The sequence below is a fragment of the Cryptosporangium aurantiacum genome (assembly GCF_900143005.1).
Lineage (GTDB): Bacteria > Actinomycetota > Actinomycetes > Mycobacteriales > Cryptosporangiaceae > Cryptosporangium > Cryptosporangium aurantiacum.
The window spans coordinates 305,974-332,077 of record NZ_FRCS01000009.1; the positions used below are offsets into that span (position 1 = coordinate 305,974).

The 26,104-nt window shown below is 72.7% G+C and carries 24 protein-coding genes and 1 pseudogene; 14 read left to right on the forward strand and 11 right to left on the reverse strand.

Annotation, left to right across the window (positions count from 1 at the left end):
* Positions 1 to 80: 80 nt before the first annotated feature.
* The gene (locus BUB75_RS28325) at positions 81 to 1,352 is read right to left on the reverse strand and encodes an MFS transporter (protein ID WP_084741822.1); all 1,272 of its coding nucleotides are present in this window, start codon (positions 1,350 to 1,352) and stop codon (positions 81 to 83) included.
* A gap of 257 nt (positions 1,353 to 1,609) precedes the next feature.
* On the opposite strand from BUB75_RS28325, the gene BUB75_RS28330 reads away from it, so the two are divergent.
* The 3 genes from BUB75_RS28330 (at position 1,610) to BUB75_RS28340 (ending at position 4,239) form a co-directional block, all read left to right on the forward strand.
* A complete protein-coding gene (locus tag BUB75_RS28330) occupies positions 1,610 to 2,539 on the forward strand; it encodes a trypsin-like serine peptidase (protein ID WP_073260885.1) in 930 nt (309 codons plus the stop codon).
* The gene (locus BUB75_RS28335; protein WP_073260887.1) at positions 2,536 to 3,540 is read left to right on the forward strand and encodes a hypothetical protein; all 1,005 of its coding nucleotides are present in this window, start codon (positions 2,536 to 2,538) and stop codon (positions 3,538 to 3,540) included. The genes BUB75_RS28330 and BUB75_RS28335 overlap by 4 nt, the downstream gene beginning before the upstream one ends.
* 393 nt (positions 3,541 to 3,933) lie before the next feature.
* The gene (locus BUB75_RS28340; protein WP_218617808.1) at positions 3,934 to 4,239 is read left to right on the forward strand and encodes a hypothetical protein; all 306 of its coding nucleotides are present in this window, start codon (positions 3,934 to 3,936) and stop codon (positions 4,237 to 4,239) included.
* 103 nt (positions 4,240 to 4,342) lie between these two features.
* Here BUB75_RS28340 and BUB75_RS28345 read toward each other — a convergent pair whose 3' ends face one another.
* The 3 genes from BUB75_RS28345 to BUB75_RS28355 are packed head-to-tail and all read right to left on the reverse strand — an operon-like array spanning position 4,343 to position 6,895.
* Complete coding sequence (locus BUB75_RS28345; RefSeq protein WP_073260889.1) at positions 4,343 to 4,771, reverse strand: phosphatase domain-containing protein; 429 nt, start codon at positions 4,769 to 4,771, stop codon at positions 4,343 to 4,345.
* A 4-nt stretch (positions 4,772 to 4,775) separates the two neighbouring features.
* Positions 4,776 to 5,987, reverse strand: coding sequence for an NADH:flavin oxidoreductase (locus BUB75_RS28350; protein ID WP_073260891.1), 1,212 nt, complete (start codon positions 5,985 to 5,987; stop codon positions 4,776 to 4,778).
* The gene (locus BUB75_RS28355) at positions 5,984 to 6,895 is read right to left on the reverse strand and encodes an SDR family oxidoreductase (RefSeq protein WP_073260893.1); all 912 of its coding nucleotides are present in this window, start codon (positions 6,893 to 6,895) and stop codon (positions 5,984 to 5,986) included. Before BUB75_RS28355 ends, BUB75_RS28350 begins: the two co-directional genes overlap by 4 nt.
* Before the next feature lie 70 nt (positions 6,896 to 6,965).
* Between BUB75_RS28355 and BUB75_RS28360 the strand changes: the two genes are divergently transcribed.
* Together BUB75_RS28360 and BUB75_RS28365 are read left to right on the forward strand one after the other, a co-directional pair.
* Positions 6,966 to 7,721 carry an enoyl-CoA hydratase family protein gene (locus BUB75_RS28360; protein ID WP_073260895.1) on the forward strand — a complete coding sequence of 252 codons (756 nt, stop codon included), beginning with the start codon at positions 6,966 to 6,968 and terminating at the stop codon, positions 7,719 to 7,721.
* Positions 7,718 to 8,818 carry an NAD(P)H-dependent flavin oxidoreductase gene (locus BUB75_RS28365; RefSeq protein ID WP_073260898.1) on the forward strand — a complete coding sequence of 367 codons (1,101 nt, stop codon included), beginning with the start codon at positions 7,718 to 7,720 and terminating at the stop codon, positions 8,816 to 8,818. Before BUB75_RS28360 ends, BUB75_RS28365 begins: the two co-directional genes overlap by 4 nt.
* A 30-nt stretch (positions 8,819 to 8,848) precedes the next feature.
* Here the strand turns inward: BUB75_RS28365 and BUB75_RS28370 are convergent, their stop codons facing one another.
* Genes BUB75_RS28370 through BUB75_RS28380 form a run of 3 tightly spaced genes read right to left on the reverse strand, consistent with a single transcriptional unit; the run spans position 8,849 to position 11,950 of the window.
* Positions 8,849 to 10,000, reverse strand: a complete 1,152-nt coding sequence (locus BUB75_RS28370; RefSeq protein WP_073260900.1) for an acetyl-CoA C-acetyltransferase — start codon at positions 9,998 to 10,000, stop codon at positions 8,849 to 8,851.
* 10 nt (positions 10,001 to 10,010) lie between these two features.
* A complete protein-coding gene (locus BUB75_RS28375; protein WP_073260902.1) occupies positions 10,011 to 10,784 on the reverse strand; it encodes an SDR family oxidoreductase in 774 nt (257 codons plus the stop codon).
* Complete coding sequence (locus BUB75_RS28380; RefSeq protein ID WP_073260904.1) at positions 10,781 to 11,950, reverse strand: acyl-CoA dehydrogenase family protein; 1,170 nt, start codon at positions 11,948 to 11,950, stop codon at positions 10,781 to 10,783. Before BUB75_RS28380 ends, BUB75_RS28375 begins: the two co-directional genes overlap by 4 nt.
* Before the next feature lie 110 nt (positions 11,951 to 12,060).
* Here BUB75_RS28380 and BUB75_RS28385 point away from each other — a divergent pair.
* From BUB75_RS28385 to BUB75_RS28410, 6 genes and pseudogenes are all read left to right on the forward strand, one after another.
* Positions 12,061 to 12,933, forward strand: a pseudogene (locus BUB75_RS28385) (enoyl-CoA hydratase); the annotation flags it as partial.
* A gap of 194 nt (positions 12,934 to 13,127) precedes the next feature.
* Positions 13,128 to 14,384 carry an acyl-CoA dehydrogenase family protein gene (locus BUB75_RS28390; protein ID WP_084741823.1) on the forward strand — a complete coding sequence of 419 codons (1,257 nt, stop codon included), beginning with the start codon at positions 13,128 to 13,130 and terminating at the stop codon, positions 14,382 to 14,384.
* Entirely contained in the window at positions 14,381 to 15,379 is a 999-nt protein-coding gene (locus BUB75_RS28395; protein ID WP_073260906.1) for an acyl-CoA dehydrogenase family protein, read from the forward strand. Before BUB75_RS28390 ends, BUB75_RS28395 begins: the two co-directional genes overlap by 4 nt.
* 3 nt (positions 15,380 to 15,382) lie before the next feature.
* A complete protein-coding gene (locus BUB75_RS28400) occupies positions 15,383 to 16,471 on the forward strand; it encodes an acyl-CoA dehydrogenase family protein (RefSeq protein ID WP_073260908.1) in 1,089 nt (362 codons plus the stop codon).
* 10 nt (positions 16,472 to 16,481) lie between these two features.
* On the forward strand, positions 16,482 to 17,351 hold the full coding sequence (locus BUB75_RS28405; protein ID WP_143175442.1) for a CoA-transferase: 870 nt from the start codon (positions 16,482 to 16,484) through the stop codon (positions 17,349 to 17,351).
* A gap of 2 nt (positions 17,352 to 17,353) precedes the next feature.
* Positions 17,354 to 18,112, forward strand: a complete 759-nt coding sequence (locus tag BUB75_RS28410) for a CoA-transferase (protein ID WP_073261010.1) — start codon at positions 17,354 to 17,356, stop codon at positions 18,110 to 18,112.
* 76 nt (positions 18,113 to 18,188) lie between these two features.
* On the opposite strand, the gene BUB75_RS28415 is transcribed toward BUB75_RS28410, so the two are convergent.
* On the reverse strand, positions 18,189 to 18,818 hold the full coding sequence (locus tag BUB75_RS28415; protein ID WP_073261012.1) for a TetR/AcrR family transcriptional regulator: 630 nt from the start codon (positions 18,816 to 18,818) through the stop codon (positions 18,189 to 18,191).
* 58 nt (positions 18,819 to 18,876) lie between these two features.
* Between BUB75_RS28415 and BUB75_RS28420 the strand changes: the two genes are divergently transcribed.
* On the forward strand, positions 18,877 to 20,445 hold the full coding sequence (locus tag BUB75_RS28420) for a FadD3 family acyl-CoA ligase (RefSeq protein WP_073260912.1): 1,569 nt from the start codon (positions 18,877 to 18,879) through the stop codon (positions 20,443 to 20,445).
* Here BUB75_RS28420 and BUB75_RS28425 read toward each other — a convergent pair.
* Positions 20,344 to 20,913 carry a Clp protease N-terminal domain-containing protein gene (locus BUB75_RS28425; RefSeq protein ID WP_073260914.1) on the reverse strand — a complete coding sequence of 190 codons (570 nt, stop codon included), beginning with the start codon at positions 20,911 to 20,913 and terminating at the stop codon, positions 20,344 to 20,346. The two genes, BUB75_RS28420 and BUB75_RS28425, sit on opposite strands and share 102 nt — an antisense overlap.
* A gap of 490 nt (positions 20,914 to 21,403) precedes the next feature.
* Positions 21,404 to 23,776 carry an MMPL family transporter gene (locus tag BUB75_RS45520; protein WP_073260918.1) on the reverse strand — a complete coding sequence of 791 codons (2,373 nt, stop codon included), beginning with the start codon at positions 23,774 to 23,776 and terminating at the stop codon, positions 21,404 to 21,406.
* A gap of 130 nt (positions 23,777 to 23,906) precedes the next feature.
* On the opposite strand from BUB75_RS45520, the gene BUB75_RS28440 reads away from it, so the two are divergent.
* Complete coding sequence (locus tag BUB75_RS28440; RefSeq protein WP_073260920.1) at positions 23,907 to 25,025, forward strand: sensor histidine kinase; 1,119 nt, start codon at positions 23,907 to 23,909, stop codon at positions 25,023 to 25,025.
* Positions 25,022 to 25,696, forward strand: a complete 675-nt coding sequence (locus BUB75_RS28445) for a response regulator transcription factor (RefSeq protein ID WP_073260922.1) — start codon at positions 25,022 to 25,024, stop codon at positions 25,694 to 25,696. The genes BUB75_RS28440 and BUB75_RS28445 overlap by 4 nt, the downstream gene beginning before the upstream one ends.
* Here the strand turns inward: BUB75_RS28445 and BUB75_RS48895 are convergent.
* The gene (locus BUB75_RS48895; protein WP_425430902.1) at positions 25,675 to 26,061 is read right to left on the reverse strand and encodes a GNAT family N-acetyltransferase; all 387 of its coding nucleotides are present in this window, start codon (positions 26,059 to 26,061) and stop codon (positions 25,675 to 25,677) included. The genes BUB75_RS28445 and BUB75_RS48895 overlap by 22 nt on opposite strands.
* Positions 26,062 to 26,104: the final 43 nt, after the last annotated feature.

The window sequence follows — 26,104 nt, forward strand, 5'->3', positions numbered from 1 at the left end:
GGCCGCGCGGGTCTTCGCCCGGGATCCCTCGGTCAGCAGGCCGGGAGGTCAGCGGGCCGGGAGGTCAGCGGGCCGGGAGGTCAGCGGGCCGGGAGGTCGGTGAGCAGGGCGTCCGGGTTCGCGGGTGTGCGCACCCTGGCGGCGAGTACGGCGGCCACGAAACACGCCACGGCGCCCACCAGCAGCCCGGCCCTCGGCCCACCCGCGTCGAGAACCCAGCCGGTCACCGCGCTGCCGATCGGCGTCGTCCCGAGGTAGACGAACACCCAGAGCGCCAGGATCCGCCCCCGATACGCCGGGGACGAGTGCAGCTGCAGCGTCGTCGACGCGAGCGTGACGAACGTGAACCCGGCCGCGCCGGTCGCGAACAGCGTCACGAAGGCCACCGCGAGCGTGGGCGCGGCGGCGGTGGCCGCCAGCGCCAGCCCGAACACCAGCGCCGCCGCCATCAGGTAGCGGCGACGCGGATGCCGCACCAGCCCCACCCCGAGCGAGCCGAGCACCGAGCCGACGCTCAGCACCGTCGACATCGCGCCGTACGTCCCGCCGGAGCCGTGGAACGTCTCCTTGGCCAGCACCGGCAGCACCACACCGAAGTTGAACGCGAGCAGGCCGACGATCGCCATCATCGTCAGCGGCAGCCAGAGCTGCTCGCGGCCGCAGGCGTAGTGCAGGGCGTCCCGCAGACCACCTCCGCGCGAGCGTGACACCACGCCGGACAGCGGACGGACCACCGCCAGCGCGGCGAGCACCGCCAGGTACGAGACCGCGTTGACCGCGAAACACGGCGTGGTGCCGACCGCGGCGATCAGGACGCCTGCCACGGCCGGTCCGACGACCCGTGCGCTGTTCATCACGACGCCGTTGAGGCTGACGGCGCTGGCCAGGTCGTCCGGCGGCACCAGCGCGCCGACGAACGCCTGCCGCGCAGGCGAATCCACGACGCCGACCAGCGCCCCGACGACCGTGATCACGAGAACGACCGGCACCGTCGCGTCCCCGTTCGCGGCCAGCAACCAGAGCACGGCGGCCAGCAGGCCGAACGTCGCCTGGGTGACGATCAGCAGCCGACGGAGATCGAACCGGTCGGCGAGACCGCCGCCGAACGGGCCGAACAGCAGCGACGGGATGCCGCCGACCGCCAGCACCAGCCCCAGCGAGGCCGCCGAGCCGGTCAGCTGGAGCACCAGCCAGGCGACCGCGGTCTGCTGGACGAACGTTCCGCTCGCGGACGCGATCTGGCCGGCGAAGTACCAGCGGAACGGCGTCGATCGCAGTGCCCGGAACGCGCCGTGCGGACGCGCGGGCGCCCCGGCCGCCTCCGGAACTACCGTGAGCCCGTCCCGATCCATGCGCGCCGCCTCCCGCTGCCGTGTACCGGCACCGACGCTGCCATCGCGCTGCCTCGCCGACATCAGTCGCGCGACTGCACCGAATCGTGCGGGGCGACGACCACAGAAAAGCGTCTTCCGTGGGCGGCATTCGCGTGCCACCCTCTCGGGCAAGGTTTTCCACGGGGTTTTCATGGGGGAACAATGAATTCTAAATCGGACGAACAGATTCGCTTACGACCGCCGGACGCCATTCCGGGCAGAATTCCGGAGCGGGCATGACGATCATTACGGATGAACAGATCCGCGAGGCGCTGGACGGTACGGCCTGGCGCCGCGAGCCGCTCAACCGCAGAATCGCCTATGCCCGGCGACGGGGAATTCCGGTGGACGGCACTCCGCCGGAAGCCGTGAACGCCGCGCTGGAACGGCTCCTGGAAGGCTCCGACCTGCTGCCGGCCTGGTGGCTCGCCGAGGGAGTCCGGCGGGCGGACGCGGTCGCGCTGGTCAGGACGCCCGAAGGCCCCGGAACCGGTTTCCTCGTCGCGCCCGGTCTGCTGCTCACGAATAACCACGTGCTGCCGGATCCGGACATCGCCCGCGACTCGAATGCCCGATTCCGGTATCAGGAGGACACCGGCGGAAACATCACCGGCGCAAAAGCGTACGACTTCCGCCCGGAACGCTTTTTTGTCACGAGCCCGACCGACGAACTCGACTACACGGTGGTGGCCGTCGAACCGTCCGCGGACGGTTCGCCGCCGGGCGCCACGTACGGCGTGATCCCGTTGATCGCCGCGACCGGAAAAATCATGATCGGACAGCCGGTCAACATCATCCAGCATCCGCGCGGAGATCCACGCGAGATCGCTTTCCGGAACAATCTGCTGCTGACCGTCGACGACGCGACGAAGGTCACGTACCTCACCGATACCGAGCCCGGATCGTCCGGCTCACCGGTCTTCAACGACCAGTGGGAGTGCGTCGCCTTGCATCACAGCGGGGTCCCGGCGCGGGACAGCGCGGGGCGCGAGGTCGACGTCAACGGTGATCCGGTGACCCGGTTCACGCCGGAAGAGCTCCGCCGGTGGGTCGCGAACGAGGGCATCCGCGTCTCCGCGATCGTCGCCGACATCACCGCACGCACGTTCCCGCCCGACCAGAAGGACCTGGTCGACCTACTCCTCGCCCCGGTGGAGGACCCATGAGCACCGGTCTCGTCTTCATCCACGGCCGCGGGCAGCAGCTGTCCCGCGGCCTCCGTGGCGACCAGGACCGCGTCGCCGCGCACGTGGCCGGCCGCAAGCGGTCGTGGCTCGCCGGGCTGTCGAAAGGCCTGGTCCTCGCCCGGCGACCGCCGATCCCGGAGAAGGACGTCTGGTTCCCGTTCTACGGGAACGTGTTCGCCGACCGCATCGACGCCCACGTCGCCTCCGGCGGCCGGACGCCCGACCTGGAAAGCGCGGGCAGTCCGGACGCCGCAGCCGCCGCGACCAAGGAGCGGCTCGTCCTCGAGGCCGCGGCCGAGCTCGGCTTCCAGCCCGACCGGGAACTGGGGTACGGCGACCCCGAGGTGGGGGCGGCCGTCCGCGCTACGGCCGGGGACGCCCAGCCGGCCACCGAGATCGCCTGGGGCAACGTGCTCCGGCTACCGGTAGCGCGCTCGGCGCTGCAGTTCCTCGCCCGCAAGACCGGCGCGCCCGAGTGGGTGATCGAGGAGTTCCTCGACGACGTCGCGTACTACCTGGAGGTCCCGGCGATCCGGCGGACCGTACTGGACGTCGTCCGCAAGGCCGTGCTCGATGCCCGCCAGGTCCACGACGACGTCATCCTGGTCTCGCACAGCCTCGGGACCGTCGTGGCGTACGACTTGTTCGCCGACCTCCCGGCCGACGTCCGGGTGCGCCTGCTGGTCACCGCCGGGTCGCCGCTCGGCTACCCGATCGTCCAGAAGAACCTGCGTCCGGCGGCGTCGCGCGGGATGCCGCACGTGCCGAGGATCCAGCCGGCGACGGACGTCGCCTGGGTGAACGCCTACGACGTCCGCGACTTCGTCGCGCTGGTGCACCCGCTCGGTCCGCGTTTTGACGACGGGCGCACGGCGATCCGGGACGAGGTGACGCACAACGCGTCCGATCCGCACTCGATCGCGGATTATCTGTCCGACCCCGACATCGCCGGCCCGATCGGCGCAGCCGCCAGCGGCTAGTCATGACGCCACCGCCCGACGAGGGGAGGCCGCCCGACGCCGGGGCGCCGTCTCCCGCCGGGGTGCCGCCTCCCGCCGGGGCGGCGGCCGCGGATGGGGAGCACCGGCGGGGGCACGGTCCGGTTCGTGCCGCGTGGCGGGAGGGCACGCTCACCCGCGCGAGCGAGCTCGAGGCGCTCACCGCATGGGTGCTGACGCGCGATCCCGGACCGGGAGCGGACTCGGTCGGGTCAGCGATCCGGGAGAACCTCCGGGCGGCGCGACAGGCCGCCGAGGGCGCCCCGCTGAACCCACCGAAGTGGCTCTGGATCTTCCGGCGCGCCTCGCGGACCGAACGGGCGACGAGCAGGCTGGACACCGCCGAGGTGCTGCTGCTCAACATCGCGCGCCTCGGTGGCCGCCGCGGTCGCGATCCGGGGCATCCGCGGGTCGTCGGAGGCCGTCCACCTACCGGTGCTGCTCGCGCTACTGAAGCTGCCGACCGGCGCGATCACGGCGTTCCTCGGCTTGGTGCTGCTCCGTGGGCAGTTCGTGCCCGGGCTGTCCGCACTGGACACACCCGCGCAGATCCTCGCCTGGGCGCTCGTCTTCGGGTACGCGCAGCAGCTGTTCACCCGCTTCGTGGATCAGCAGGGCCATACGGTGCTCGAATCCGTCCGCGGCGCCGACAAACGCCCCGACACCGGCGCGCCGCCGTGACGGCGGCGCGCCGGTGCCGCTTCGCCGTTGAGCAGATTGCATTTGGAAGGGCTATACGTCTTCCAAATGCAATCCGCCTGGCGCCGGTGGGCAGCGACCCGGCTCAGAAGTTGCCCGGCGCCACCTGGAAGCAGACCAGGCCCAGCTCGCGCCACATCCGCACCACCTGGTCGCGGTCGTCCAGCACGAACTGAACGTCGTACCGGTCGCGGATGTGCCGTTTGTACAGCTCCCGCTTCACAACCGCGTCACGCCGGTTGTCGCGGGCGCGGCGCATCAGCAGCTCGTCGTACGGCACGTCGAGATGGTGGGTCAGCCACGACTCGGTCTGCCGACGGCACTCGTCGTCGCGCCCGGACACCACGACGATCCGGTGCCCGGCGGCGTGGAGCGCCCGCACCACCGTGACGACCGCCGCTACCGGAGCGTCCTCGCCGACCCGGTGCCAGTCGTACGGCGACCGGTCGGTGACCCGGGCGGCGAGCGTGCCGTCGATGTCCACCAGCACCGCGGCGGGGAGGAGGGTGTTCACGCCCTCATTGTGCGGTGGTGGGCGATTGGGTTTCCGGTACCAGCACGCAGCGGCTGCGGCTGAACGTCGTCGGCATGCATTTGTTGTTGTGGTTGCAGAGCGACCGGACGCCCGGGTCGGCCCGTAACCGGTTGATCAGGTCCGGCTCGCGCAGCAGCGCCCGGCCCAGCGCGACGAACTGGAAACCCTCGGCCATCGCGGTGTCCATGATCGTGCGGTTCGTGATGCCGCCGAGCAGGATCATCGGCAGTTTCACGGCGGCCCGGACCTGCCGGGCGTCGTCCAGGAGGTAACCGTCGTGGTACGGGTACTCGCGCAGGTACCGGTGGCCGGCCAGGCGGGCGCCGGTGCGCATCGGTTCGGGGAACACCGCGGCGAACTCCCGCACCGGCGCGTCGCCCTTGAACAGGTACATCGGGTTGAGCAGCGAGCTGCCCGCGGTCATCTCGAGCGCGTCGAGCGTGCCGTCCTGCTCCAGCCACCGCGCGACGACGATCGACTCGTCCAGCCAGAACCCGCCGCGCACACCGTCGTCCATGTTCAGCTTCGCGAGCACCGCGAGCCGGTCGCCCGCGGCGTCCCGGACCGCGCGCATGATCTCCCGCGCGAGCCGCGCGCGGTTCTCCAGCGACCCGCCGTACTCGTCGCGGCGGCGGTTCAGTCGCGGGCTCAGGAACGCGCTCGCGAGGTAGTTGTGGCCCAGGTGGATCTCGACCGCGTCGAACCCGGCCTCGATCGCCAGCCGGACGGCGGTGCCGTACGCGGCGACGATGCGCCGCAGGTCCGCGCGGGTGGCCGGTGTCGAGGCGAACGTCGCCGGGCTGCCGGAGCGGCTGGGCGAGAGCACCGGCTGCCCGAGGCCGCGGGAGATGCCGACGGGTCCGGAGTGGCCGATCTGGGCGGAGGCCGCCGCGCCCTCGGCGTGGACAGCGTCGGTGAGTCGCCGCAGGCCCGGCACCGCCTCCGGGCGCCAGACGATCTGGTGCCGGTCGGTGCGGCCTGCCGGCTCGACCGCGCAGAACGCGACCGTGGTCATGCCGACGCCGCCCGCCGCGTGGGCGACGTGGAACGCGATCAGGTCGTCGGTCACCAGCCCCCGGCGGGCGCGGTTCTCGTACGTCGCCGCCTTGATCGTCCGATTCCGCAACGTCACCGGCCCGAGCCGGGCAGACCCAAAGACGTCCGGCGCGGCCCCGTCGCCGTCGGCCGTGGTCATGAGCGGGCTCCGTACGGCGGTTCGGGGGGCGCCGCCTCCGCGAGCAGCGTCCGCAGCACCGGTCCGACGTCCGCCGCCGCCCAGCGTTCGTCGCGCTCGACGACCGGCCCGTGCCGCCACCCGTCCTCGACGCAGATCCGGCCGCCCTCGATCTCGACGACCCGCCCCGTCACGTCGCCGGCCTCGACGCTGGCCAGCCACGCGACCAGCGGCGACACGTTCCCCGGGTGCGCCCGGTCGAACCCGGAGTCCGGGGCGGCCATCGTCGCGGCGAACGGGCCTTCGGTCATCCGGGTGCGCGCGGACGGTGCGATCGCGTTCACGGTGACGCCGTACGGGGCCAGCTCGGCGGCGGCGACCAGCGTGAGGCCGGCGATGCCCGCCTTGGCCGCCGAGTACGTCCCCTGCCCGACGCTGCCCTGGAGGCCGGCCCCCGAGGAGGTGTTCACTACACGGGCGGCTCGCGGCCGTCCGGCTTTCGCCTCCTGGCGCCAGTAGGCCGCGGCGTGCCGGAGGGGGGCGAAATGCCCCTTCAGATGGACGCGAATCACCGCGTCCCATTCCTGTTCGGACGTGTTGACCAGCATCCGGTCGCGCACGAAGCCGGCGTTGTTGACCAGGACGTCGAGCGCGCCGAACGTCGCGATCGCCTGTTTGACCAGTGCCTCGGCGGCGGCGAAGTCGGCCACGTCGGCGCCGTTGGCCACCGCCTCGCCACCCGCCGCACGGATCGCCGCGACGACCTCTTCGGCCGGGCCGCTCGACGCGCCCTCGCCGGCGCCGGACGTCCCCAGGTCGTTGACGACGACCTTCGCGCCCTGCCGGGCCAGTTCGAGCGCGTGTTCCCGGCCCAGGCCGCGCCCGGCGCCGGTGACGATAGCGACGCGTCCCTCCAGGATGCCGGTCATTTTCCGCAGTCCTCCTCGACGCTTCAGAGGCTGCTACGCTACCAAGCAATCGCTAGGTTAGGAACGCCGCATGCCACTCTCGACAGAGGTCGTCGACGGCACGATCGCGGTCGTCACGATGAACTATCCGCCGGTCAACGCGTTACCGGTCGCCGGTTGGTTCGCGCTGGCCGACCGCCTGCGCGAACTCGGTGCCGACCACAGCGTCCACGTGGTGGTTCTTCGCGCCGAAGGGCGCGGGTTCAACGCGGGCGTGGACATCAAGGAGATGCAGCGCACCGAGGGGTTCGAAGCGATCCTCGGCGCCAACAAGGGGTGTTACGCGGCGTTCAAGGCGGTCTACGAGTGCGCGGTGCCGGTGGTGGCCGCGGTGCACGGGTTCTGCCTGGGCGGCGGCGTCGGCCTGGTCGGCAACTGCGACTCGGTCGTCGCGAGCGACGACGCCTACTTCGGCGTCCCCGAGGTCGACCGTGGCGCGCTCGGCGCGGCCACCCACCTCGCGCGGCTCGTCCCTCAACACCTGATGCGGACGCTGTACTTCACCGGCCGCACGATCCCGGCCACCGCACTCGTGCAGCACGGCTCGGTGGTGGAGACCGTGCCGCGCGCCGAGCTGGACGCCACCGCGCTCGGGCTGGCCCGGGAGATCGCCGCCAAGGACCCGCGGGTCATCCGGGCGGCGAAGGAGGCGCTCAACGGCATCGACCCGGTCGACGTCCACCGCAGTTACCGCTTCGAGCAGGGGTTCACGTTCGAGCTCAACCTCGCCGGGGTGGCCGACGAGCGCCGGGACGCGTTCGTGCAGGACGGTAAGGCCGCGCGATGACCGGGCTGCGCACGCCGCTCACCGAACTCACCGGCGTCGACCACCCGATCGTCCAGACCGGAATGGGATGGGTCGCGGGCCCGCGCCTGGTCGCCGCGACCGCGCGAGCGGGCGCGCTCGGCATCCTCGCGTCCGCCACGATGAGCCTCGACGAGCTCGAGAAGGCGATCCTGGAGGTGCAGGAACGCACCGACCGGCCGTTCGGTGTCAACCTGCGCGCGGACGCGGGCGACGCACCGCAACGGGTCGACCTGCTGATCCGGCACGGGGTGAAGGTCGCCTCGTTCGCGCTCGCCCCGAAACCGGAGCAGATCGCCCGGCTCAAGGAGCACGGGATCGTCGTGATGCCGTCGGTCGGCGCCGCGAAGCACGCGCGGAAGGTCGCGTCGTGGGGCGCGGACGCGGTGATGGTGCAGGGCGGGGAGGGCGGTGGTCACACCGGCCCCGTACCGACGACGCTGCTGTTGCCGTCCGTCCTCGACGCGGTGGACATCCCGGTGGTGGCAGCCGGGGGTTTCTTCGACGGACGAGGGCTGGCGGCGGCGCTCTCGTACGGCGCGGCCGGCGTCGGGATGGGTACGCGTTTCCTGCTCACCCGCGACAACGCGGTGCCGGACGCGGTGAAGCAGGTGTACCTGCAAGCCGGGCTGGACGGCACGGTGGTGACGACGAAAGCGGACGGGATGCCGCACCGGCTGCTCCGGACGCCGTACATCGAGACGCTGCAGCGGGAGAGCGCGCTCGGCCGGGGCTGGCGGACGATCCGCCGGACCGTCGCGTACCAGCGGCTGAGCGGCACCCCGTGGGGGCGGCTGCTCGCCGACGGCCGGGCGATGAAACGCGCGGGCGACCGCACGTGGGGCCAGACGATGCTCGCCGCGAACACGCCGATGCTGCTGCGGGCGGGTCTGGTCGAGGGTGACACGTCCGCCGGGATGCTCGCGTCCGGGCAGGTCGTGGGTCTGCTCGACGATCTGCCGTCGTGCGAGGAGCTGGTCAGCCGCATCGTGGCCGACGCGGTCGCGCACCTGAGCGCGGCGGCTGCTGCGCTCTCTGCCGCGGAACCGGGCTCTCACAGCGCCGTAGAGCCCGGTTAGACGCCAATCCCCGGGCGCCAACCCCGGCTGCTACAACCGCTCGAGGATCGTCACGTTGGCCTGGCCGCCGCCCTCGCACATCACCTGCAGGCCGTAGCGTCCGCCGCGTCGTTCGAGTTCGTGCAGCAGGCTCGTCATCAGCCGGGTCCCGGTCGCGCCGATCGGGTGGCCGAGCGCGATCGCACCGCCGTTGACGTTCACCCGCGAAAGGTCCGCGCCGACCTCGGCGGCCCACGCCAGCACCACCGACGCGAACGCCTCGTTGACCTCGAACAGGTCGATGTCGTCGACCGACAGGCCCGCGCGAGCCAGCGCCCGGCGCGTCGCCGGGATCGGCCCGGTGAGCATCCAGATCGGATCGTCCGCGAGCACGCTCAGGTGGTGCACCCGGGCCCGCGGCGTCAGCCCGTGCTCCTCCACCGCCCGCGGCGACGCGAGCAGCATCGCGCTCGCCGCGTCGCTGATCTGGGACGCGAGCGCCGCGGTGAGGCGCCCGCCCTCACGCAACGGCGCCAGCCCGGCCATCTTCTCCAGCGTGGTGCCCCGCCGCGGCCCCTCGTCGGTCGTGAACTGCCCCACCGGCGCGATCTCGCGCTCGAAGTACCCCGCGTCGATCGCCGCCAGCGCCCGCTGATGGCTCGCGTAGGCGAACTCCTCCATCCGCTCCCGCGACAAACCCCACTTCTCGGCGATCATCTCCGCGGCCCGGAACTGCGACACCTCCTGGTCGCCGTAGCGGGCCTGCCAGCCCGGTGACTCGGCGAACGGCGTCGTGAAGCCGAACTGCGTCCCGACGGCCATCGCCGCCGAGATCGGGATCGCCGACATGTTCTGCACCCCGCCGGCGACGACCAGGTCCGCGGTGCCGGACAGCACGGCCTGCGCGGCGAAGTGCACGGCCTGCTGCGACGACCCGCACTGCCGGTCGATCGTGACGCCCGGCACGTGCTCGGGCAGCCCGGCGACCAGCCACGCGGTGCGGGCGACGTCCCCGGCCTGCGACCCGATCGTGTCGCAGCAGCCCAGGATGACGTCGTCGACCGCGCCGGGGTCGACGCCGGTGCGCTGCATCAGCGCGGTGAGGGCGTGCCCACCGAGATCCGCGGAGTGCACACCGGCGAGCGAGCCGCCGCGCTTCCCGACCGGCGTCCGGACCGCCCCGACGATGTAAGCCTCTGACACGACGAGCTCCTCAGGGATGCTGGCTGCTGACCGACACGACCTCGCCGGTCAGGTAGGACGAGTAGTCGCTGGCCAGGAACGTGACGACGTTGGCGACCTCCCACGGCTCCGCCGCCCGCCCGAACGCCTCCCGCGCGGTCAGCGAAGCGAGCACCTCGTCGCTGGTCACCTTCGCGAGGAACGGGTGCATCGCCAGGCTCGGCGACACCGCGTTGACCCGGATGCCGTGCGGCGCCAGGTCGAGCGCGGAGCAGCGGGTCAGCGCCATCACACCCGCTTTCGCGGCCGCGTAGTGCGCCTGGCCCTCCTGCGCGCGCCAGCCGACGACCGACGCGTTGTTCACGATGACGCCGCCACGGCCGACCATCCGCCTCGCCGCCGCCCGGGTGCACCGCATCGTCCCGGTGAGCGTGATGTCCAGGACCCGGGACCACTGCTCGTCGGTCATCTCCAGGATCGACGCGGTGCCGCCCAGCCCGGCGTTGTTCACCAGCACGTCGACGCCGCCGAACGGATCCGCGGCATCCAGCAGCGCGTCGACCTGGTCGGAACTCGTGACGTCGCACAGCACCGCGGCCACCCGGGAGGCGCCGAACTCGTCACGCAGCGACTCCAGCGCCTCGTCGAGGCGTCGTTTGTGGATGTCGCCGAGCACGACCGCCCGCGCGTCCTCCTCCAAGCAGCGGCGAACCACCGCAGCGCCGATCCCGGCACCCGCCGCGGCCGTCACGACCACCGTGCGATCGGCCAGCAGCGAGTGGCCCGGCACATACGCAGGAATCACGGGCGGGGCTCCTTCGGTAGACCGAGCACCCGCTCGGCGAGAATGTTCCGCTGGATCTCGTCCGAGCCGCCGTAGATCGTGTCGGCGCGGGAGAACAGGTACAAGGTCTGGGCGTCGTCGAGCTCGTACGGTGGTGCGACCGTCAGGCCGGACGGACCCCGGACCTCCATCGCCAACTCCCCCAGCTCGCGGTGCCATCGGGCCCAGAGCAGCTTCTGCACCGACTCCGCGCCCGCGAGCGGTTCGCCGGTCAGCGTCCGCAGCGCGTGTGTGCGCAGCACCTCGAGGCCCAGCTTGGCCCGGGCGATCCGGTCGGCGATCAGCGGGTCGTCGAACGTTCCGTTCGACCGGGCGTCGGCCACGACCGCCGCCAGCTCCCGCGCGAACCCGATCTGCTGCCCGACCGTCGAGACCCCGCGTTCGAACCCGAGCGTCGCCATCGCGACCCGCCACCCGTCGCCGGGTTCCCCCACGACGAGGTCCGCGCGCGTGCGCGCGCCGTCGAAATACACCTCGTTGAATTCGGACGTCCCGGTCAGCTGGCGAATCGGGCGAATGGTGACGCCGGGCTGGCGCAGCGGGACGAGCAGGTACGACAGCCCCGCGTGCCGTCGTGACCCCGGCTCGGTGCGCACCACCGCGAAACACCAGTCGGCGTGGTGCGCGAGCGACGTCCAGATCTTCTGTCCGTCGATCACCCACTCCTCGCCCTCGCGGCGGGCGCGGGTGCGGACGTTCGCCAGGTCGGAACCGGCGTCCGGCTCGGAGTAGCCCTGGCACCACAGCTCGGTGACGTCGACGATCGGCGGCAGGAACCGCGCTTTCTGCTCCGGCGTCCCGAGCGCGATCAGCGTCGGACCCAGGAGTTCCTCGCCGAGGTGATTGACGCGCGCGGGAGCGTTCGCGCGGGCGTACTCCTCGTGGAAGATCACCTGCTGGGAGAGGCTCAGCCCGCGGCCGCCGTGCTCGGCCGGCCAGCCCAGGCAGGTCCAGCCGGCGGCGGCGAGGTGGCGGTTCCAGGCGATCCGCTCGGGGTAGGCCTCGTGCTCCCGGCCGGGGCCGCCGAGCCCGCGCATCGCGCCGAACTCTCCGACGAGGTTGTCCGCGAGCCAGGTCCGAATCTCGGTGCGGAACTTTTCGTCTTCGGGAGAGTGGGTCAGGTCCACCGGCTCCCTCCTCGTCGGCGAGCGGGGTGAGCGAGAAGAACCCTATCCCACCAAGCACTTGGTTGGTAGCGTGCTGTGCATCCCCGGGATCGCGACGGAGGGCGTCCATCATGACGACGTACGAACCGGCCATCGAGGACGGCGAACCGGTCGTCACCTACGAGGTGCGGGGGCCGGTCGCGCTGGTCACCGTCAACCGGCCGAAGTACATCAACGCCCAGAACTCGAAGGTCACCTACGCGCTCGACGCGGCGTTCACCCGCGCGGTCGACGACGACGCGGTGAAGGTGATCGTCCTGGCCGGCGCCGGGAAGCACTTCAGCGGCGGCCACGACATCGGGACGCCCGGCCGCGACATCGACGAGACGTTCGACCGCAAAGCCGTCATCTGGTGGGACCACACCGACAAGGACGGCGTGGACTCGCGGTACGCGCGCGAGTCCGAGGTGTACCTGGGGATGTGCCGCCGGTGGCGGGAGATCCCGAAGCCGATGATCGCGATGGTGCAGGGCGCGTGCATCGCGGGCGGGCTCATGCTGGCGTGGTCGTGCGACTTCATCGTGGCGTCCGAGGACGCGTTCTTCAGCGACCCGGTCGTCCGGATGGGGATCCCGGGCGTGGAGTACTTCGCGCACCCGTGGGTGATGAACCCGCGCGCGGCGAAGGAGTTCCTGTACACCGGCGACCGGTTCCCCGCGCAGCGGGCGCGGGAGCTCGGCATGGTGAACCACGTCGTGCCGCGTGCCGAGCTGGAGTCGACGGTGTTCGCGATGGCCGAGCGGATCGCGACGATGCCGAGGCTGGGGCTGGCGCTGACCAAGAAGGCCGTGAACCAGGCCGAGGACCTGCAGGGCATGCGGACCGGCATGGACTCGGTGTTCGGCCTGCATCACGCCGCGCACGCGCACAACGCCGAGGTGTCGAAGGACTCGCTCGCGGGGCTGGACGCCCGCGCGATGGCCCGCACCGGCAAGGCGGCGGCCGGCGAGGGCTCGGGCGTGTACGGCGCCGCGGCAGAAGCCGCCGGAGCCGCCGCCGCAGGCGCAGGCCCCGGTGCGGTCCCGGCCGCGGGCGCGGCCCCGGCCCCGGCCGCGGGCGCGGGCTCGGGCGGAACCGGCGCCTCCGCTGGCGTCAGCGCGTCCGGGGATGCTTCCGCGGCGCGGAGCGGGGGCCCGGCATGACGTCGGCGCCGCAGGGCGGGCCGGTGTTCCTCGGGGATCCCGACGCGGTCGGCGACCCGGGCTACTTCGGCACGGCCGAATCCGACCTCGACGCGGGAGCCGGGCTCGAGTTCACCGACGCCGAAGACGCGTTCCGCGCCGAGGCTCGCGCGTGGCTCGCCGCACACCGCCCCGGACGGCTGCCGTCGATGGACACCCCCGAGGGAGCCGCCGCCCACCGCGCCTGGGAACACGAGCTCGCGGCCGCCCGCTGGTCGGTCGTGTCCTGGCCCGCCGCGTTCGGCGGACGCGATGCCTCGCTGGTCGAGTGGGTGATCTTCGAGGAGGAGTACTACCGGGCCGACGCACCGACCCGGATCTCCCAGAACGGCATCTCGCTCCTCGCCCCGATCGTGTTCACTTACGGAACCGCTGAGCAGCAGCAACGCATCCTCCCGCCGATGGCCGACGGCACCCACGTCTGGGCACAGGCCTGGTCCGAACCCGAGGCAGGCAGCGACCTCGCCGGCCTCACCAGCCGCGCGACCCGCGACGAGACCCGCGGCGGCTGGATCCTCAACGGGCAGAAGACGTGGAGCTCACGCGCGCCGTTCGCCGACTTCGGCTTCGGCCTGTTTCGCACGGATCCCGACACGGCTCGCCATCGCGGGCTCACGTACTTCCTGTTCCCGCTGGACGCCGACGGCGTCACGGTCCGGCCGATCCCCCAGCTCGACGGCGACCCCGGGTTCGCCGAGATCTTCTTCGCAGACGTGTTCGTTCCGGACTCCGACGTGCTCGGCGGCGTCGGCGACGGTTGGCGGGTGGCGATGAGCACCGCGGGCAACGAGCGCGGTCTCTCGTTACGCGCGCCCGGCCGGTTCCTCGCCGCCGCCGATCGCCTGCTCGGGCTCTGGCGCGAGCGCGGCGACACGGCGCCCCACCTGCGGGACCGGGTCGTGGACGCGTGGATCGGTGCGCAGGCCTACCGCGCGTACACCTGGGACACCGTCGACCGCCTGCGCGAGGGCGGCGAGGTTGGCGCGGCGGGCAGCGTCAACAAGTTGTTCTGGTCGCAGCTCGACGTCGACCTGCACGAGACCGCTCTGGACCTGCTCGGCCCGGAGCAGGAGCTCCGCGGGCCGTGGACCGACGACTACCTGTTCGCGCTCGCCGGACCGATCTACGCGGGCACGAACGAGATCCAGCGGACGATCGTCGCCGAGCGGGTGCTCGGGCTACCCCGGTCCGACGACCGGAAGGCCCGCTCATGAGGTTCGCGCTCTCCGCCGAACAGCGGGCGTTCGCCGCCGCGCTGGACGCGTTGCTCGGCGCCGCCGACGTTCCCGGCGCCGTCCGTCGCTGGGCCGGCGGCGACCCGGCTGACGGCCTGCGCCTCTGGGGGCGCCTGGCCGAGCTGGGCGTCACCGGGCTCCGGGTCCCCGAGGCGTGCGGCGGGGTCGGCGGCACGCCGGTGGACCTCGTCGTCGCCTGCGAGCGGCTGGGGTATCACGGCGTCCCCGGGCCGTACGTCGAGTCGCTCGCGGTGGCTCCGGCGCTGCTCACCGACACCGCGCTGCTCACCGACGTGGCGAAGGGCCTGTCCCGGATCAGCGTCGCCGCACCACCGCACTCCCCCTACGCACTGGACGCCGACACCGCCACCCACGTGTTCATCGTGACCGGACGGACGGTAACCCGCGGCCGGGTGAGCCGCCCCGTCGACTCCGTCGACCCGGCGCGGCGGCTGTCCGAGGTGTCGGCCGGTGAGGTCGTGGCGGACGTCGGGCTGGTGCGCCACGACCGGGCTCTGGACGCCGGCGCGCTCGCCACCGCGTCCTGGCTGGTCGGTGCCGGACAGCGGCTGCTGGACGACACCGTGGCGTACGTGTCCGCGCGTCGCCAGTTCGGGCGGGTCATCGGGGGGTATCAGGCGGTGCAGCACGCGCTCGCCGACGTCCGCGTGGGGTTGGACTTCGCGCGTCCGCTGGTGCTGGCCGCCGCCCGCGCGGCGGCGACGGCGGAGACGGCGTCCGGCTCACTCGCGTCCGAAGCAGAGCGGAACCGGACCGTCTCGGCGGCCAAGGTCCTGGCCGCCGAGGCGGCGCATCGCGCCGCCCGCACCGCGCTGCAGCTGCACGGCGCGATCGGGTACACCCGCGAACTCGACCTGAGCCTGTGGATTCTGCGCGTCCGTGCGCTGATCAGCGCCTGGGGCACCCCGGCGTACCACCGTGGACGGGTCCTCGACGCGCTCACCGGGCGGTGAGGCGTGCGCTTCGACCTGGACGACGACCAGCGGGCGCTCGCCGACACCGTGGACAGCCTGGTGGCCCGGCGCGGCGATCTCCGGGCGGCGATCGAGGCGGGTTACGACACCGCGCTCTGGCGGACGCTCTGCGACCAGATCGGTGTGGCCGGGCTCGCGATCCCCGAGGAGTACGGTGGCGCGGGCTGTACGTACGTGGAGTCGCACGTCGTGCTGGAACGGCTCGGTGCCACGCTCACCCCGTCGCCGCTGCTGGGCTCGGCGGTGCTGACCGCGCAGGCGGTGCTGGCCGCCGCACCGCCCGCCGACCGCGAACGCCTGCTGCCCGACCTCGCCGCCGGCCGTTCGCTCGGCGCGCTGGCTTGGGCGGACGCCGCCGGACGGTGGCGCGCTGACGGCTCGGACGTGACCGCGCGCCCCACCGGCTCCGGCTGGACGCTCACCGGCACCGCGACGCTGGTCCTGGACGGCGCCGACGCCGACCTGCTGCTCGTCGTCGCGGGCACCCGTACCGGCGTCGGGCTGTTCGAGGTGTCGCCGGACGCGACCGGCGTCACCCGGGACGTGACGCCCGCACTGGACCCCACGCTGCGGTTCGCCACGCTGACGTTCCGCGGTGCGCGGGCGAGCGCGCTGTCCACCGACGCCGCGCCCGCACTGCGCCGGGTGCGGGACGTCGCGGCGATCGCGGTCACCGCGCTCCAGGTCGGCGCCGCCCAGCGCTGCCTGGACCTGACCGTGGCGCACCTGCGCGACCGGGTCCAGTTCGGACGGCCGCTCGGCTCGTTCCAGGCGCTCAAGCACCGGGTCGCGGACCTGTTCGTGGAGGTCGAGACCGCCCGGTCGATGTCCTGGGCCGCCGCGTGGGCAGCCGCGCACGATCCGGACGACCTGCCACTGCGCGCCGCGCTGGCGAAAGCCTGGTGTTCGGACGCGTTCACCCATGTCGCCGCCGAGACGATCCAGCTACACGGCGGGATCGCGATCACCTGGGAACACGACGCCCACCTGTACTTCAAACGCGCGCACGCGACCGCCCAGCTGTTCGGCGCGGCCCGCGAGCACCGCCGTCGCCTGCTCGAGTACGTCTAGCCACGGAGTATTGATGGACAAAACCATGCAGCTCGCTGACCTGACGTCCCACGTCGAGTCGGGCATGACGATCGGCATCGGCGGCTGGGGATCGCGCCGCAAGCCGATGGCGCTGGTGCGGCAACTGCTGCGCAGCGACGTCACCGACCTGACCGTGGTGTCGTTCGGCGGCCCGGACGTCGGGCTGCTCTGCGCCGCGGGCAAGGTGCGCCGGGTGATCTACGGGTTCGTATCGCTGGACAGCATCGCGCTCGACCCGCACTTCCGCGCCGCACGCGAACAGCACGGCCTGCCGGTCACCGAGTACGACGAGGGCATGTTCGTCGCGGCGCTGCGGGCCGGGGCGAGCCGGCTGTCGTTCCTGCCGACCCGGGCCGGCCTGGAGAGCGACGTCCTGACGCTCAACCCCGAGCTGCGCACGGTCGCGTCGCCCTACGACGACGAGGTGTACGTCGCCGTGCCCGGGATCCGGCTCGACGTCGCGCTGATCCACCTCAACCGTGGCGACGCGCACGGCAACGGCCAGTACCTCGGCCCCGACCCGTACTTCGACGACGTGTTCGCGATGGCCGCCGACCGGTGCGTGCTGAGCGTCGAGAAAATCGTGGACACCACCGAGCTGACCGCTGCGGCTCCGCCGCAGTCGCTGCTCGTCAGCCGGATGTTCGTGCACGCGGTCGTCGAAGCGCCGAACGGCGCGCACTTCACCTCGTGCGTTCCGGACTATCCGCGGGACGAAGCCTTCCAAAAACGCTATGTGGACGCTGCGGGCAGCGGCGAATCGTGGCGGGCGTTCGAGGCGTCGTACCTGGCCGGGGACGAGGCGCAGTACCAGGAGGCGGTGCGCGCGCTGCGCGTGCCCGAGGAGGTGACGGTGTGAGCGTGCTCGCCGCGACCAGGGCCGAGGTGTGTGTCGTCGCGTGTTCGGACGCGTGGCGCGGTTCCGGGGAGGTGCTGGCGCACGCGGTCGGGACCGTACCGACGATCAGCGCGCGACTGGCCCGGCTGACGCACTCGCCGGATCTGGTGCTCTCCGACGGCGAGGCGTTCCTGATGAGTTCGCCGCCCCCGCTCGGTGGTACGGCTGCGGACGGTGGCACGGTGGAGGGCTGGCTGCCGTTCCGGAGCGTCTTCGACGTGCTGAACGCCGGGCGCAGGCACAGCATGATGGGCGCGAGCCAGATCGACCGGTACGGCAACCAGAACATCTCCCGGATCGGCGACCCGCAGCGTCCGAAGCGGCAGCTGATCGGTGCCCGTGGAGCGCCGGGCAACACCGTCAACCATCGCACCGACTACTGGGTGGCCCGCCACTCGCCGCGGGTGTTCGTCGAGGCCGTCGACGTCGTCTGCGGCGTGGGAAACGACCGCGCGCGAGCGCACCGGACCCGGTCGCTGCGGTTCCACGACCTCGGCGTCGTGCTCACGAACCTCGCGGTGCTCGGCTACGACGCCGAGGGACGGCTGGAGATCCGGACGCTGCACCCCGGCGTGCGGGTGGACGAGGTGCGGGCGCAGACCGGGTTCCCGCTGGCCGGGCCGGTCGACGGGGTGACCCGGGTGCCCACCGACGAGGAGCTGCACCTGATCCGCGAGGTGCTCGACCCGCGCGGGCTCCGTGACCGCGAGGTGCCGGGGTGAAGCGCGCCCTCGCCCTCCGCGGGCCAGCCGCTCGGCACGGCGCGAGCGCGCGATCGGGCTGCGGGGCGGAGCATTGTCAGGCGCGGAGCAGGCCGCCGTAGAGCATCGTGAGGTACTGGTCGGCCAGCGTGCTGTGCGCGAGCTTGCCGTCCGGTTTGTACCAGCCGACCGCGCCCCAGACGCTGTCGCGGATGAACCGGTACACGACGCCGGGCTCCAGGTCGGCCCGGAAGTCGCCGGACTCCTGCCCGGCCGCCAGCACTCCCAGCCAGAGCCCGGTGATGTCCTGGCTGGTGCGGGCCACGAACGTGAAGTCCGGCAGGTGGGCCAGCAGCGCCGACTCGTTCTGGTAGAGCGCCACTGCGTGCGGCCGCTCGTGGATCGTCCCGAACGAGCAGCGGACCAGGCCCTCGAGAACCTGCCGCGGCGACTCTCCGCCCGCGACGATCTCCGCGAACGCCGCGTGGAGGCTGCCCATGAAGTCCCGCAGGATCTCGTCGAGCATCGCCTCTTTGGAGTCGAAGTGGTGGTAGAGGCTGCCGGACAGGATGCCGGCCGCGTCGCCGATGTCGCGGACGGTCGTCTGCGTGTAGCCCTTGGTCGCGAACAGTTCGGCGGCGATCGCGAGCAGCTCGCTGCGGCGGCCCTGCGCCTTGGGGGACGTGGCGCGGCGCTTCGAGCGCGGCACGGACTCCCGAGTGGCCATCTCTCCCCCGATCGTTTCGTTCACCTTACCGAACAAGCATTTGCTCAGGGAGGCGACCATGACCGAGGCCCGCACGATGCCCGAGCTGCTGCGTACGGCGGCGGACCGGTTCGCGGACGGCACCGCGATCGTCGACGGCGCGGTCCGGGTCACCTATACCGAGCTGGCGGATCAGGTGCGGACGGCGGCCCGAGCGTATCTGGCGTCCGGGGTGCGTCCGGGTGACCGGATCGCGATCTGGGCCCCCAACCGCGCGGAGTTCGTCGCCGCGCTGCTCGGCGCGGAGTACGTCGGGATCGCGGTCGTCCCGCTGAACACCCGGTTCCGCGGCCACGAGGCCCGCGAGATCCTCGCACGCTCGCGGGCGGTCGCCCTTGTGGTGGCCGACGGTTTCCTCGGCGCCGACTACCTCGGCATGCTCCGCACCGCAGCCGCCGACACTGTGGACGCGAGCGGCGCCGGGCCCGTGCCGGGGCTGCCGCATTTGCGGCTTGTCGTGGAGCTCGGCGAACCGCGTTCCGGAACCGTCAGCTGGGCCGACCTCCTCGCCGCCGCGGAGCGTGTGCCCGCCTCCGCCGTGGAGGACGCCGCCGGCGGCGTCACGCCCGAGACCGTCTGCGACGTGCTGTTCACGTCCGGGACGACCGGCGCACCGAAGGGCGTGATGAGCAGCCACCGCCAAACGCTCAGCGTGGCCGCGGTCTGGGCCCGAGGCGCGTCGCTCACGCCCGACGACCGGTACGCGGTCGTCAACCCGTTCTTCCACAGCTTCGGCTACAAGGCCGGCATCATCGCGGCGATGACCGCGGGCACCACGATCTACCCGGTCGCGACGTTCGACCCCGAGGCCCTGCTCGGACTGATCGAGCGCGAGCGCATCACCGTTCTCCCCGGCGCGCCCACGATCTTCACGACGCTGATCAACCACCCGAAGCGCGAGACCTACGACCTCTCCTCGCTGCGGTTCGCGATCGCCGGCGCCGCCTCGGTACCCGAGAACCTGTTCCAGCAGATGCGGGACGTGCTCGGCTTCGACACGGTCGCCCAGGCCTACGGGCTGACCGAGTGCGTGGTCGCCACCCAGTCCCGCCCGAACGAGGACCCGGCGCACATCGCGGGAACGACCGGCCCCGCCGTGCCCGGCCTGGAGATCCGGATCGCCGGGCCGGAGGATGAGGTGCAGATCCGCGGCGCGAACGTGATGCTCGGATACTTCGAGGACCCCGACGCCACCGCCGCGGCGATCGACCCGGACGGCTGGCTGCACACCGGCGATCAGGGCCGCCTCGACGAGCACGGCTGCCTCACGATCACCGGCCGGATCAAGGACATGTTCATCGTCGGCGGTTTCAACGTGTACCCGGCCGAGGTGGAAAATGTGCTCGCCGACCATCCGGCGGTGGCCGAAGCCGCGGTGATCGGCGTCCCGGACGAACGCCTGGGCTCGGTCGGCCGGGCCTACGTGACGCTACGGCCTGGTGCGACGCTCGACGAGGACGCAGTGTTGGCGCACTGCCGGGAGCGGCTAGCGAACTTCAAAGTCCCGCGCTCGCTCGTCGTCCTGGACGAGCTTCCGCGCAACGCGGCGGGCAAGATCCTCAAACGCGTCCTCGCCGACAAGCCCTGAGCCCGCCGGCTCTGCGCCCGCCAGCTCTGCGCCCGCCGACTCTGGACCCGCCGACTCTGCGCCCGCCGGCGCTGCGCCCGCCGGCGCTGGGCCCGCGCACGCCGCCGCGAGCACTCTCGCCGCTACGCCTTCCCGCTCGCGCAGCAACCCGAGCAGAAGGTGCTGCGGGCCGACGACGTCGTGACCGAGCGCGCGCGACGCCTCGTCGGCCAGCCGGAGTGCGGCCTTGGCGCCCGCGGTGAACGGACGATGCCCGCGCGGCGTGCCCTCGCCGAAGCCGACGATCGCCTCGACGCGCTGCCGGACGTCGTCCGCAGAGAGGCCGAGCGCGTCCACGGCGTGCGCATCCTCCAGGATCAGCCCGAGCAAGAGGTGCTCGGTGCCGAGGTGAGCGTGCTCGAGATCTCTGGCTTCCTCAGTGGCCAGCGCGAGCACTCGGCGGGCGCGGGGAGTGAAGCGCTCGAACACCCGTCCGTCCTATCTGGTCCAGCGTCGAGAAACTGTCGCTCTCACGACAATAACTCGACGCTGGACCACTGTGGACTGCCCGCCGGCGCACTCAGGAGTTCTCAGCTACGTACGTGTCGGGGTCTTTATCCACGATCGGGACGCCGGTGACGTGCTCGGCCTCGTAGGCGGAGAACACCACCGCGATCCGGTGTTCACCCCCGCCCACCAGCCCTCGGAGCCCACCTCGTGCTTGCCGGCCTCGAGGATGTCGTTGTGGTCGCCGATCGCGTCCTTGGTTTCCTCGACCTCGTCGCCGTCGGTGTGGCGGCCGAGCGCGAGCAGCGCAGGGCGGCGATGCGGTCCCAGAGCGCGCGCAGCGTCCCGGTGTCGGACGGATCGACGTCGTCGAGCATCGCGAACATCCGGCGCTGTTCGGAATGGTCGTTCAGGATCAGTTCGGTGATGTCCACGCCAGTTTCTTCCCCCGGGTCGCACCGCCGAAGCACGCTCAGTGGAGGCGGACCTCGGGGAGGCGGTGTAGCCAGCGGGGGAGCCACCACGCGCGCTCCCCCGCCAGCGCGAACACCGCCGGAACGACCAGGCACCGCACGATGAGCGCGTCGACCAGCACCGCGGCGGCCAGGCCGAGCCCCATCTCGCCGAGCATCCGGTCACCGCTGAGCACGAACGAGCCGAAGACGACGATCATGATCGCGGCGGCGGCGGTGATCACTCCGCCGGTCGTGGCCAGGCCCTCGCGCATGGCGTCGGGGGCGCTCAGACCGCGGCGCCACTCCTCGTGCACCCGGCTGACCAGGAACACTTCGTAGTCCATCGAGAGTCCGAACACCACCGCGAACACGATCACCGGCAGGAACGCCTCGATCGGTCCGGGTTGCGCGCCGAGGTTCCCCTCGCCGTAGACGAACGTCATGACGCCGAGCGCGGCGCCGATGCTCAGCAGGTTCGACACCGCGGCCTGCACCGGCACGAGGACGGACCGGAACACGACGAGCAGCATGAGCGCCGACAGTCCGACGACCGCGGCGATGAACCAGGGCAGCCGGGCGGACACGGTGTCGGCGAAGTCGATCGCGGCCGGGACCGATCCGCCCACGGCGTAGGCGTCTCCGAGGGAGTCCCGCAGCCGGTGCACCAGGTCGGCGGTGCGCTCGTCGGCGGGTCCCCAGTCGGGAACGACGAGCACGCCCTCGGCGACCGGGGTGTGCGGCAACACCGACGCGACCCCTCGGACGGATCGCACGGTCGCGGCCGCCTCCTCCGCCGACGCCTCGTCCGGCGCCAGGACCAGCAGCGGGCCGTTCGTGCCGGGGCCGAACCCCTCGGCGATAAGATCGTAGGCCTCGCGGGTGGTGGAGCCGGGCGGGTCGGTGCCCGCGTCGGCGAAGCCCAGCCGCAGGTTGGCCGCGGGCAATGCGAGGACGATGAGCACGAGCACCCCACCGACCAGCGCCGGCCACGGAAAGCGCTGAATCAACCGCGCGAGAGCCCGCCAGCGCCCCCCACCGCCCGCCGCCGCACCCGGCAACCCCGCGTCCGGAAGCCCCGCGCCCGACCCTGCCGCGCCCGCCGCCGCGCTCGAAAGGCCCACGCCCGGCAACCCCGCGCCCGGCCCTGCCGCGCCCGGAAGCCCCGCGCCCGGCCCTGCCGCGCCCGCCGCCGCGCCCGGCAACCCCGCGCCCGGCCCTGCCGCGCCCGGAAGCCCCGCGCCCGACCCTGCCGCGCCCGCCGCCGCGCTCGAAAGGCCCGCGCCCGGAAGGCCCGCGGCTGGCGCGCCCGCGCCCGGGAGCCCTGCGGCCGGCGCGGCCGGGGCGCGCTTTTGGGCGCGTCGGGCAGCGCGCTCCGTGCGGCGGTGCCACTGGCGCTGGATTCGCGCCTCCAACCTGCGCCCGAACAGCGTCAACAGCGCGGGCAGCAACGTGATCGACGCGATCATCGTCGCCAGCACCGTGAGCGCCACGCTCAACGCCAGCGACCGGAACGCGGCCTGCCCGAGCGTCAGCATGCCGAGCAACGCGACGATCACCGTCGCGCCGGCGAACAGCACCGACCGGCCCGCGGTGTCCAGCGCCCGCTCGGTCGCGGACGACCGGTCAGCGCCCTGCCGGATCTCGTGCCGATACCGGACGAACACCAGCAGCGCGTAGTCGATCCCCACGCCGAGCCCGACCAGCGCCATCATCGCGGTCGCGTAGCTGGGCACCGTGAGCAGATGGGACGCCAGGATCACCGCGCTCACCGCGCTGCCCACCGCGAAGATCGCGGTGACCAGCGGCATCGCCGCGGCCAGCACCGAGCCGAACAGCGGCACGAGGATGATGATCGCGGCAAGTAGCCCGATGCCCTCGGCCGGTCCACCTTGCGCGGTGGCCTCCCGCACCGGATCGCCACCCCATTCGACCCGGTAACCGTCCAGCGAGGTGTCCACCAGCGCAGCCACGTCGTCGGACGACGCGCCGGAGTCGAGGGTGACCGTCGCCATGACCGTGTCGCCATCCTCGGAGACCGACCCCGGCGTCGCGAACGGATCGGAGACCCCGCTCACGGCGGACTCGGCCGCGATCCGGGCCAGCAGGCCCTGTACGGCGGGCTCGTCGAGGCCGTCGTCGCGGTGGACGACGACCGTGACCTCGTCCGGTGCGGGGCCGCCCTCGTGAACGGCGAGCGCGTCGGCGACCCGTTGCGACTCGCTGCCGGGCAGCGTGTTGTCGTCCTCGAACGCACTGCCGACCCGCCCGGCGGCCACGGCGAGCGCGCCCACGACGAGTACCCAGGCGACGATCGCGGCCCAGTGGTGACGGTGCGACCAGCCGGCGAACCGGCTGAGCAGGCTACGGCGGCGGAGCGAAGTGTCGGTCACCCCGGCGACGCTAGGGACGCCACCGCCCGCCCACATCGGACGACGTGCGGCCCGGCAATCGCCCGTCGACGTACCACCGTACGTCGGGAGGCGACAGACATCCCGCGCACGCGTGGTTACGCTCACGAACATGCGGCGCGTGGTCCTGATCGACATCACGCTCGGTGTCCTCACCGCGACCGCGGTCGCGATCGCGATCGCCGCGGACCTCGGCGACCACCGCCGGCCCGGCGTCCTCGCGTACGGGATCGCGGTCGCGCTCGGCGTGGTGCTGCTGGTACGCCGCCGGTTCCCGCGGCTGGTCCTGCTGGTCAGCGCATTCCTGCTGATCGCCTACTACGTGCGCGACTACCCGCCGATCGGCCTGCCGGTCCCGATCGGCGCCGCGCTGTTCTCCGCCGCCGAGGCGGGTCGCACCGGCTGGGCGGCGACGGTCACGGCAGCGCTCCTGGGTATCTCCACCGTGGCTCGGCTGATCGACGACGAGGACGCCGCCTACCTGTTCGGTTACGAGTTGCTGGTCACCGCCACCGCGATGGCGGCCACGATCGCTCTCGGCGACGGCCTGCGCTCCCGGCGCCTCCTCCGCGCCGAACAGCGCGAACGCTCACAACGGGAACGGGAGGCGCACGAGCGCCAGCTGGCCGGCGCGATCCAGGCCGAGCGGCTGGAGGTCGCCCGCGACGTCCACGACGCGGTCGGCCACACGCTGACCGTGGTGTCGCTGCACACCGACGTGGCGCTGGAAGCGGTCGACGAGGATCCGGCCGCGGCCCGGCGCGCGTTGGAGCACGTCCGGACCGCCTGCGACGCGGCCAGCGCCGAGCTGCGCCGCACGCTCGGCCTGATCCGCATCGCGGACGCTCCCGGCCTGCGTGCCCTGCCCGCACTCGCCACCGACCTGGGTCCGGGCATCACGCTCGACGTCCCGGACGACCTGGGCCCGCTGCCGCCGGTCGTCGACGCGGCGGTGTTCCGCATCGTGCAGGAGGCGGTCACCAACGCCCGGCGACACGCCGGCGCCGTGCCGGTCACGGTCCGGCTGCGCCCGGTCGGCGACGAGGTCGAGGTGGAGGTCCGCGACGAGGGTCCGCCGACGAACGGCACGCCCGACGGCGCCGGCCTGGGCCTGGTCGGGCTCACCGAACGCGTCGCGCTGCTCGGCGGCCGGACGGAGATCGGGCCCCACCCCGGCGGCGGCTACCGGGTGTGGGCGATGATCCCGACGACTGCGGTGGCGCCGCGATGAGCGTCCGCATCGTGCTTGTCGACGACCAGGACCTCGTGCGGGCCGGACTGCGTGCGCTCCTCACCCACGACCCTGACCTCGCCGTTGTCGGCGAGGCCTCCGACGGTGCGTCCGGCGTGACGCTGGTACGCCGCCTTCGTCCGGACGTCGTCCTGATGGACGTGCGGATGCCGGGCGTCGACGGAGTGGAGGCGACCACCCGCATCACGTCCGACGAGAACCTCACGGGCACGAAGGTCGTCATGCTGACCACGTTCGACACCGACGAGCACCTGTTCGACGCGCTGCGGGCGGGCGCGTCCGGGTTCCTGCTCAAGGACATCCGGCCCGGCCCGCTGCGGGACGCCGTCCGCACGGTCGCCGCCGGGGAGGCGCTGCTGGCGCCGTCGGTGACACGGCGGGTGATCGAGGCGGCCGCCGCCGGAGCGCCACCGGGCACCGACACCCGGCTGGAGGCCCTCACCGGACGGGAGCGCGAGGTCCTGGCCGAGGTCGGGACCGGGCGGTCGAACGACGAGGTCGCGGCCACGCTGTACCTGAGCCCGGCCACCGTTCGGACCTACGTCAGCCGCCTGCTCGCCAAGCTCGACGCGCGCGACCGGGCCCAGCTCGTCGTGCTCGCGTACGAGACCGGGCTGGTGCGCCGGTCTCAGCCCAGGTCACGCACGTAGCGGCGGCACGGGACGGCGACGGTCGTGCCGTCCTCGGTGAAGGCCCGGTAGTCGAACGGACCGCCGTCGTACCAGCCGCACCGCTCGTAGAAGCGACGCGCGCGCCGGTTGCCGTCGACGACCGCGAGCCAGGCCCGACGGTGGTTCGCCGCGATCACCCGCTCGGCGTGGCGCAGCAGGGCGGTCGCCACGCCGCTCCCCCGGGCCGCGGTGCTCACGTAGAGCTGCTCCAGCTCGTCGTCGTGCGCGACCGCGAAGCCGACGACCTGCTCGTCGACGGTGGCCACCGTCGTCACGTCCAGCCGGATCGGGACCCGGCGGACGAGGTCCTCGAACGTCCGGTGGGCCAGCAGCGCGTCCGGCACGCGTCCGAGGTGCGCGTCGGCCCAGCCGTCGTGCCAGATCTCG

Bases quoted from the DNA above. Each gene is read 5' to 3' on its own strand.
- BUB75_RS28390 (WP_084741823.1), top strand. From the start codon at position 13,128: ATGACGTCGGCGCCGCAGGGCGGGCCGGTGTTCCTCGGGGATCCCGAC.
- BUB75_RS28360 (WP_073260895.1), top strand. From the start codon at position 6,966: ATGCCACTCTCGACAGAGGTCGTCGACGGCACGATCGCGGTCGTCACG.
- BUB75_RS28415 (WP_073261012.1), bottom strand. From the start codon at position 18,818: ATGGCCACTCGGGAGTCCGTGCCGCGCTCGAAGCGCCGCGCCACGTCC.
- BUB75_RS28335 (WP_073260887.1), top strand. From the start codon at position 2,536: ATGAGCACCGGTCTCGTCTTCATCCACGGCCGCGGGCAGCAGCTGTCC.
- BUB75_RS28330 (WP_073260885.1), top strand. From the start codon at position 1,610: ATGACGATCATTACGGATGAACAGATCCGCGAGGCGCTGGACGGTACG.
- BUB75_RS28365 (WP_073260898.1), top strand. From the start codon at position 7,718: ATGACCGGGCTGCGCACGCCGCTCACCGAACTCACCGGCGTCGACCAC.
- BUB75_RS28420 (WP_073260912.1), top strand. From the start codon at position 18,877: ATGACCGAGGCCCGCACGATGCCCGAGCTGCTGCGTACGGCGGCGGAC.
- BUB75_RS28395 (WP_073260906.1), top strand. From the start codon at position 14,381: ATGAGGTTCGCGCTCTCCGCCGAACAGCGGGCGTTCGCCGCCGCGCTG.
- BUB75_RS28440 (WP_073260920.1), top strand. From the start codon at position 23,907: ATGCGGCGCGTGGTCCTGATCGACATCACGCTCGGTGTCCTCACCGCG.
- BUB75_RS28325 (WP_084741822.1), bottom strand. From the start codon at position 1,352: ATGGATCGGGACGGGCTCACGGTAGTTCCGGAGGCGGCCGGGGCGCCC.
- BUB75_RS28355 (WP_073260893.1), bottom strand. From the start codon at position 6,895: ATGACCGGCATCCTGGAGGGACGCGTCGCTATCGTCACCGGCGCCGGG.
- BUB75_RS28350 (WP_073260891.1), bottom strand. From the start codon at position 5,987: ATGACCACGGCCGACGGCGACGGGGCCGCGCCGGACGTCTTTGGGTCT.
- BUB75_RS28445 (WP_073260922.1), top strand. From the start codon at position 25,022: ATGAGCGTCCGCATCGTGCTTGTCGACGACCAGGACCTCGTGCGGGCC.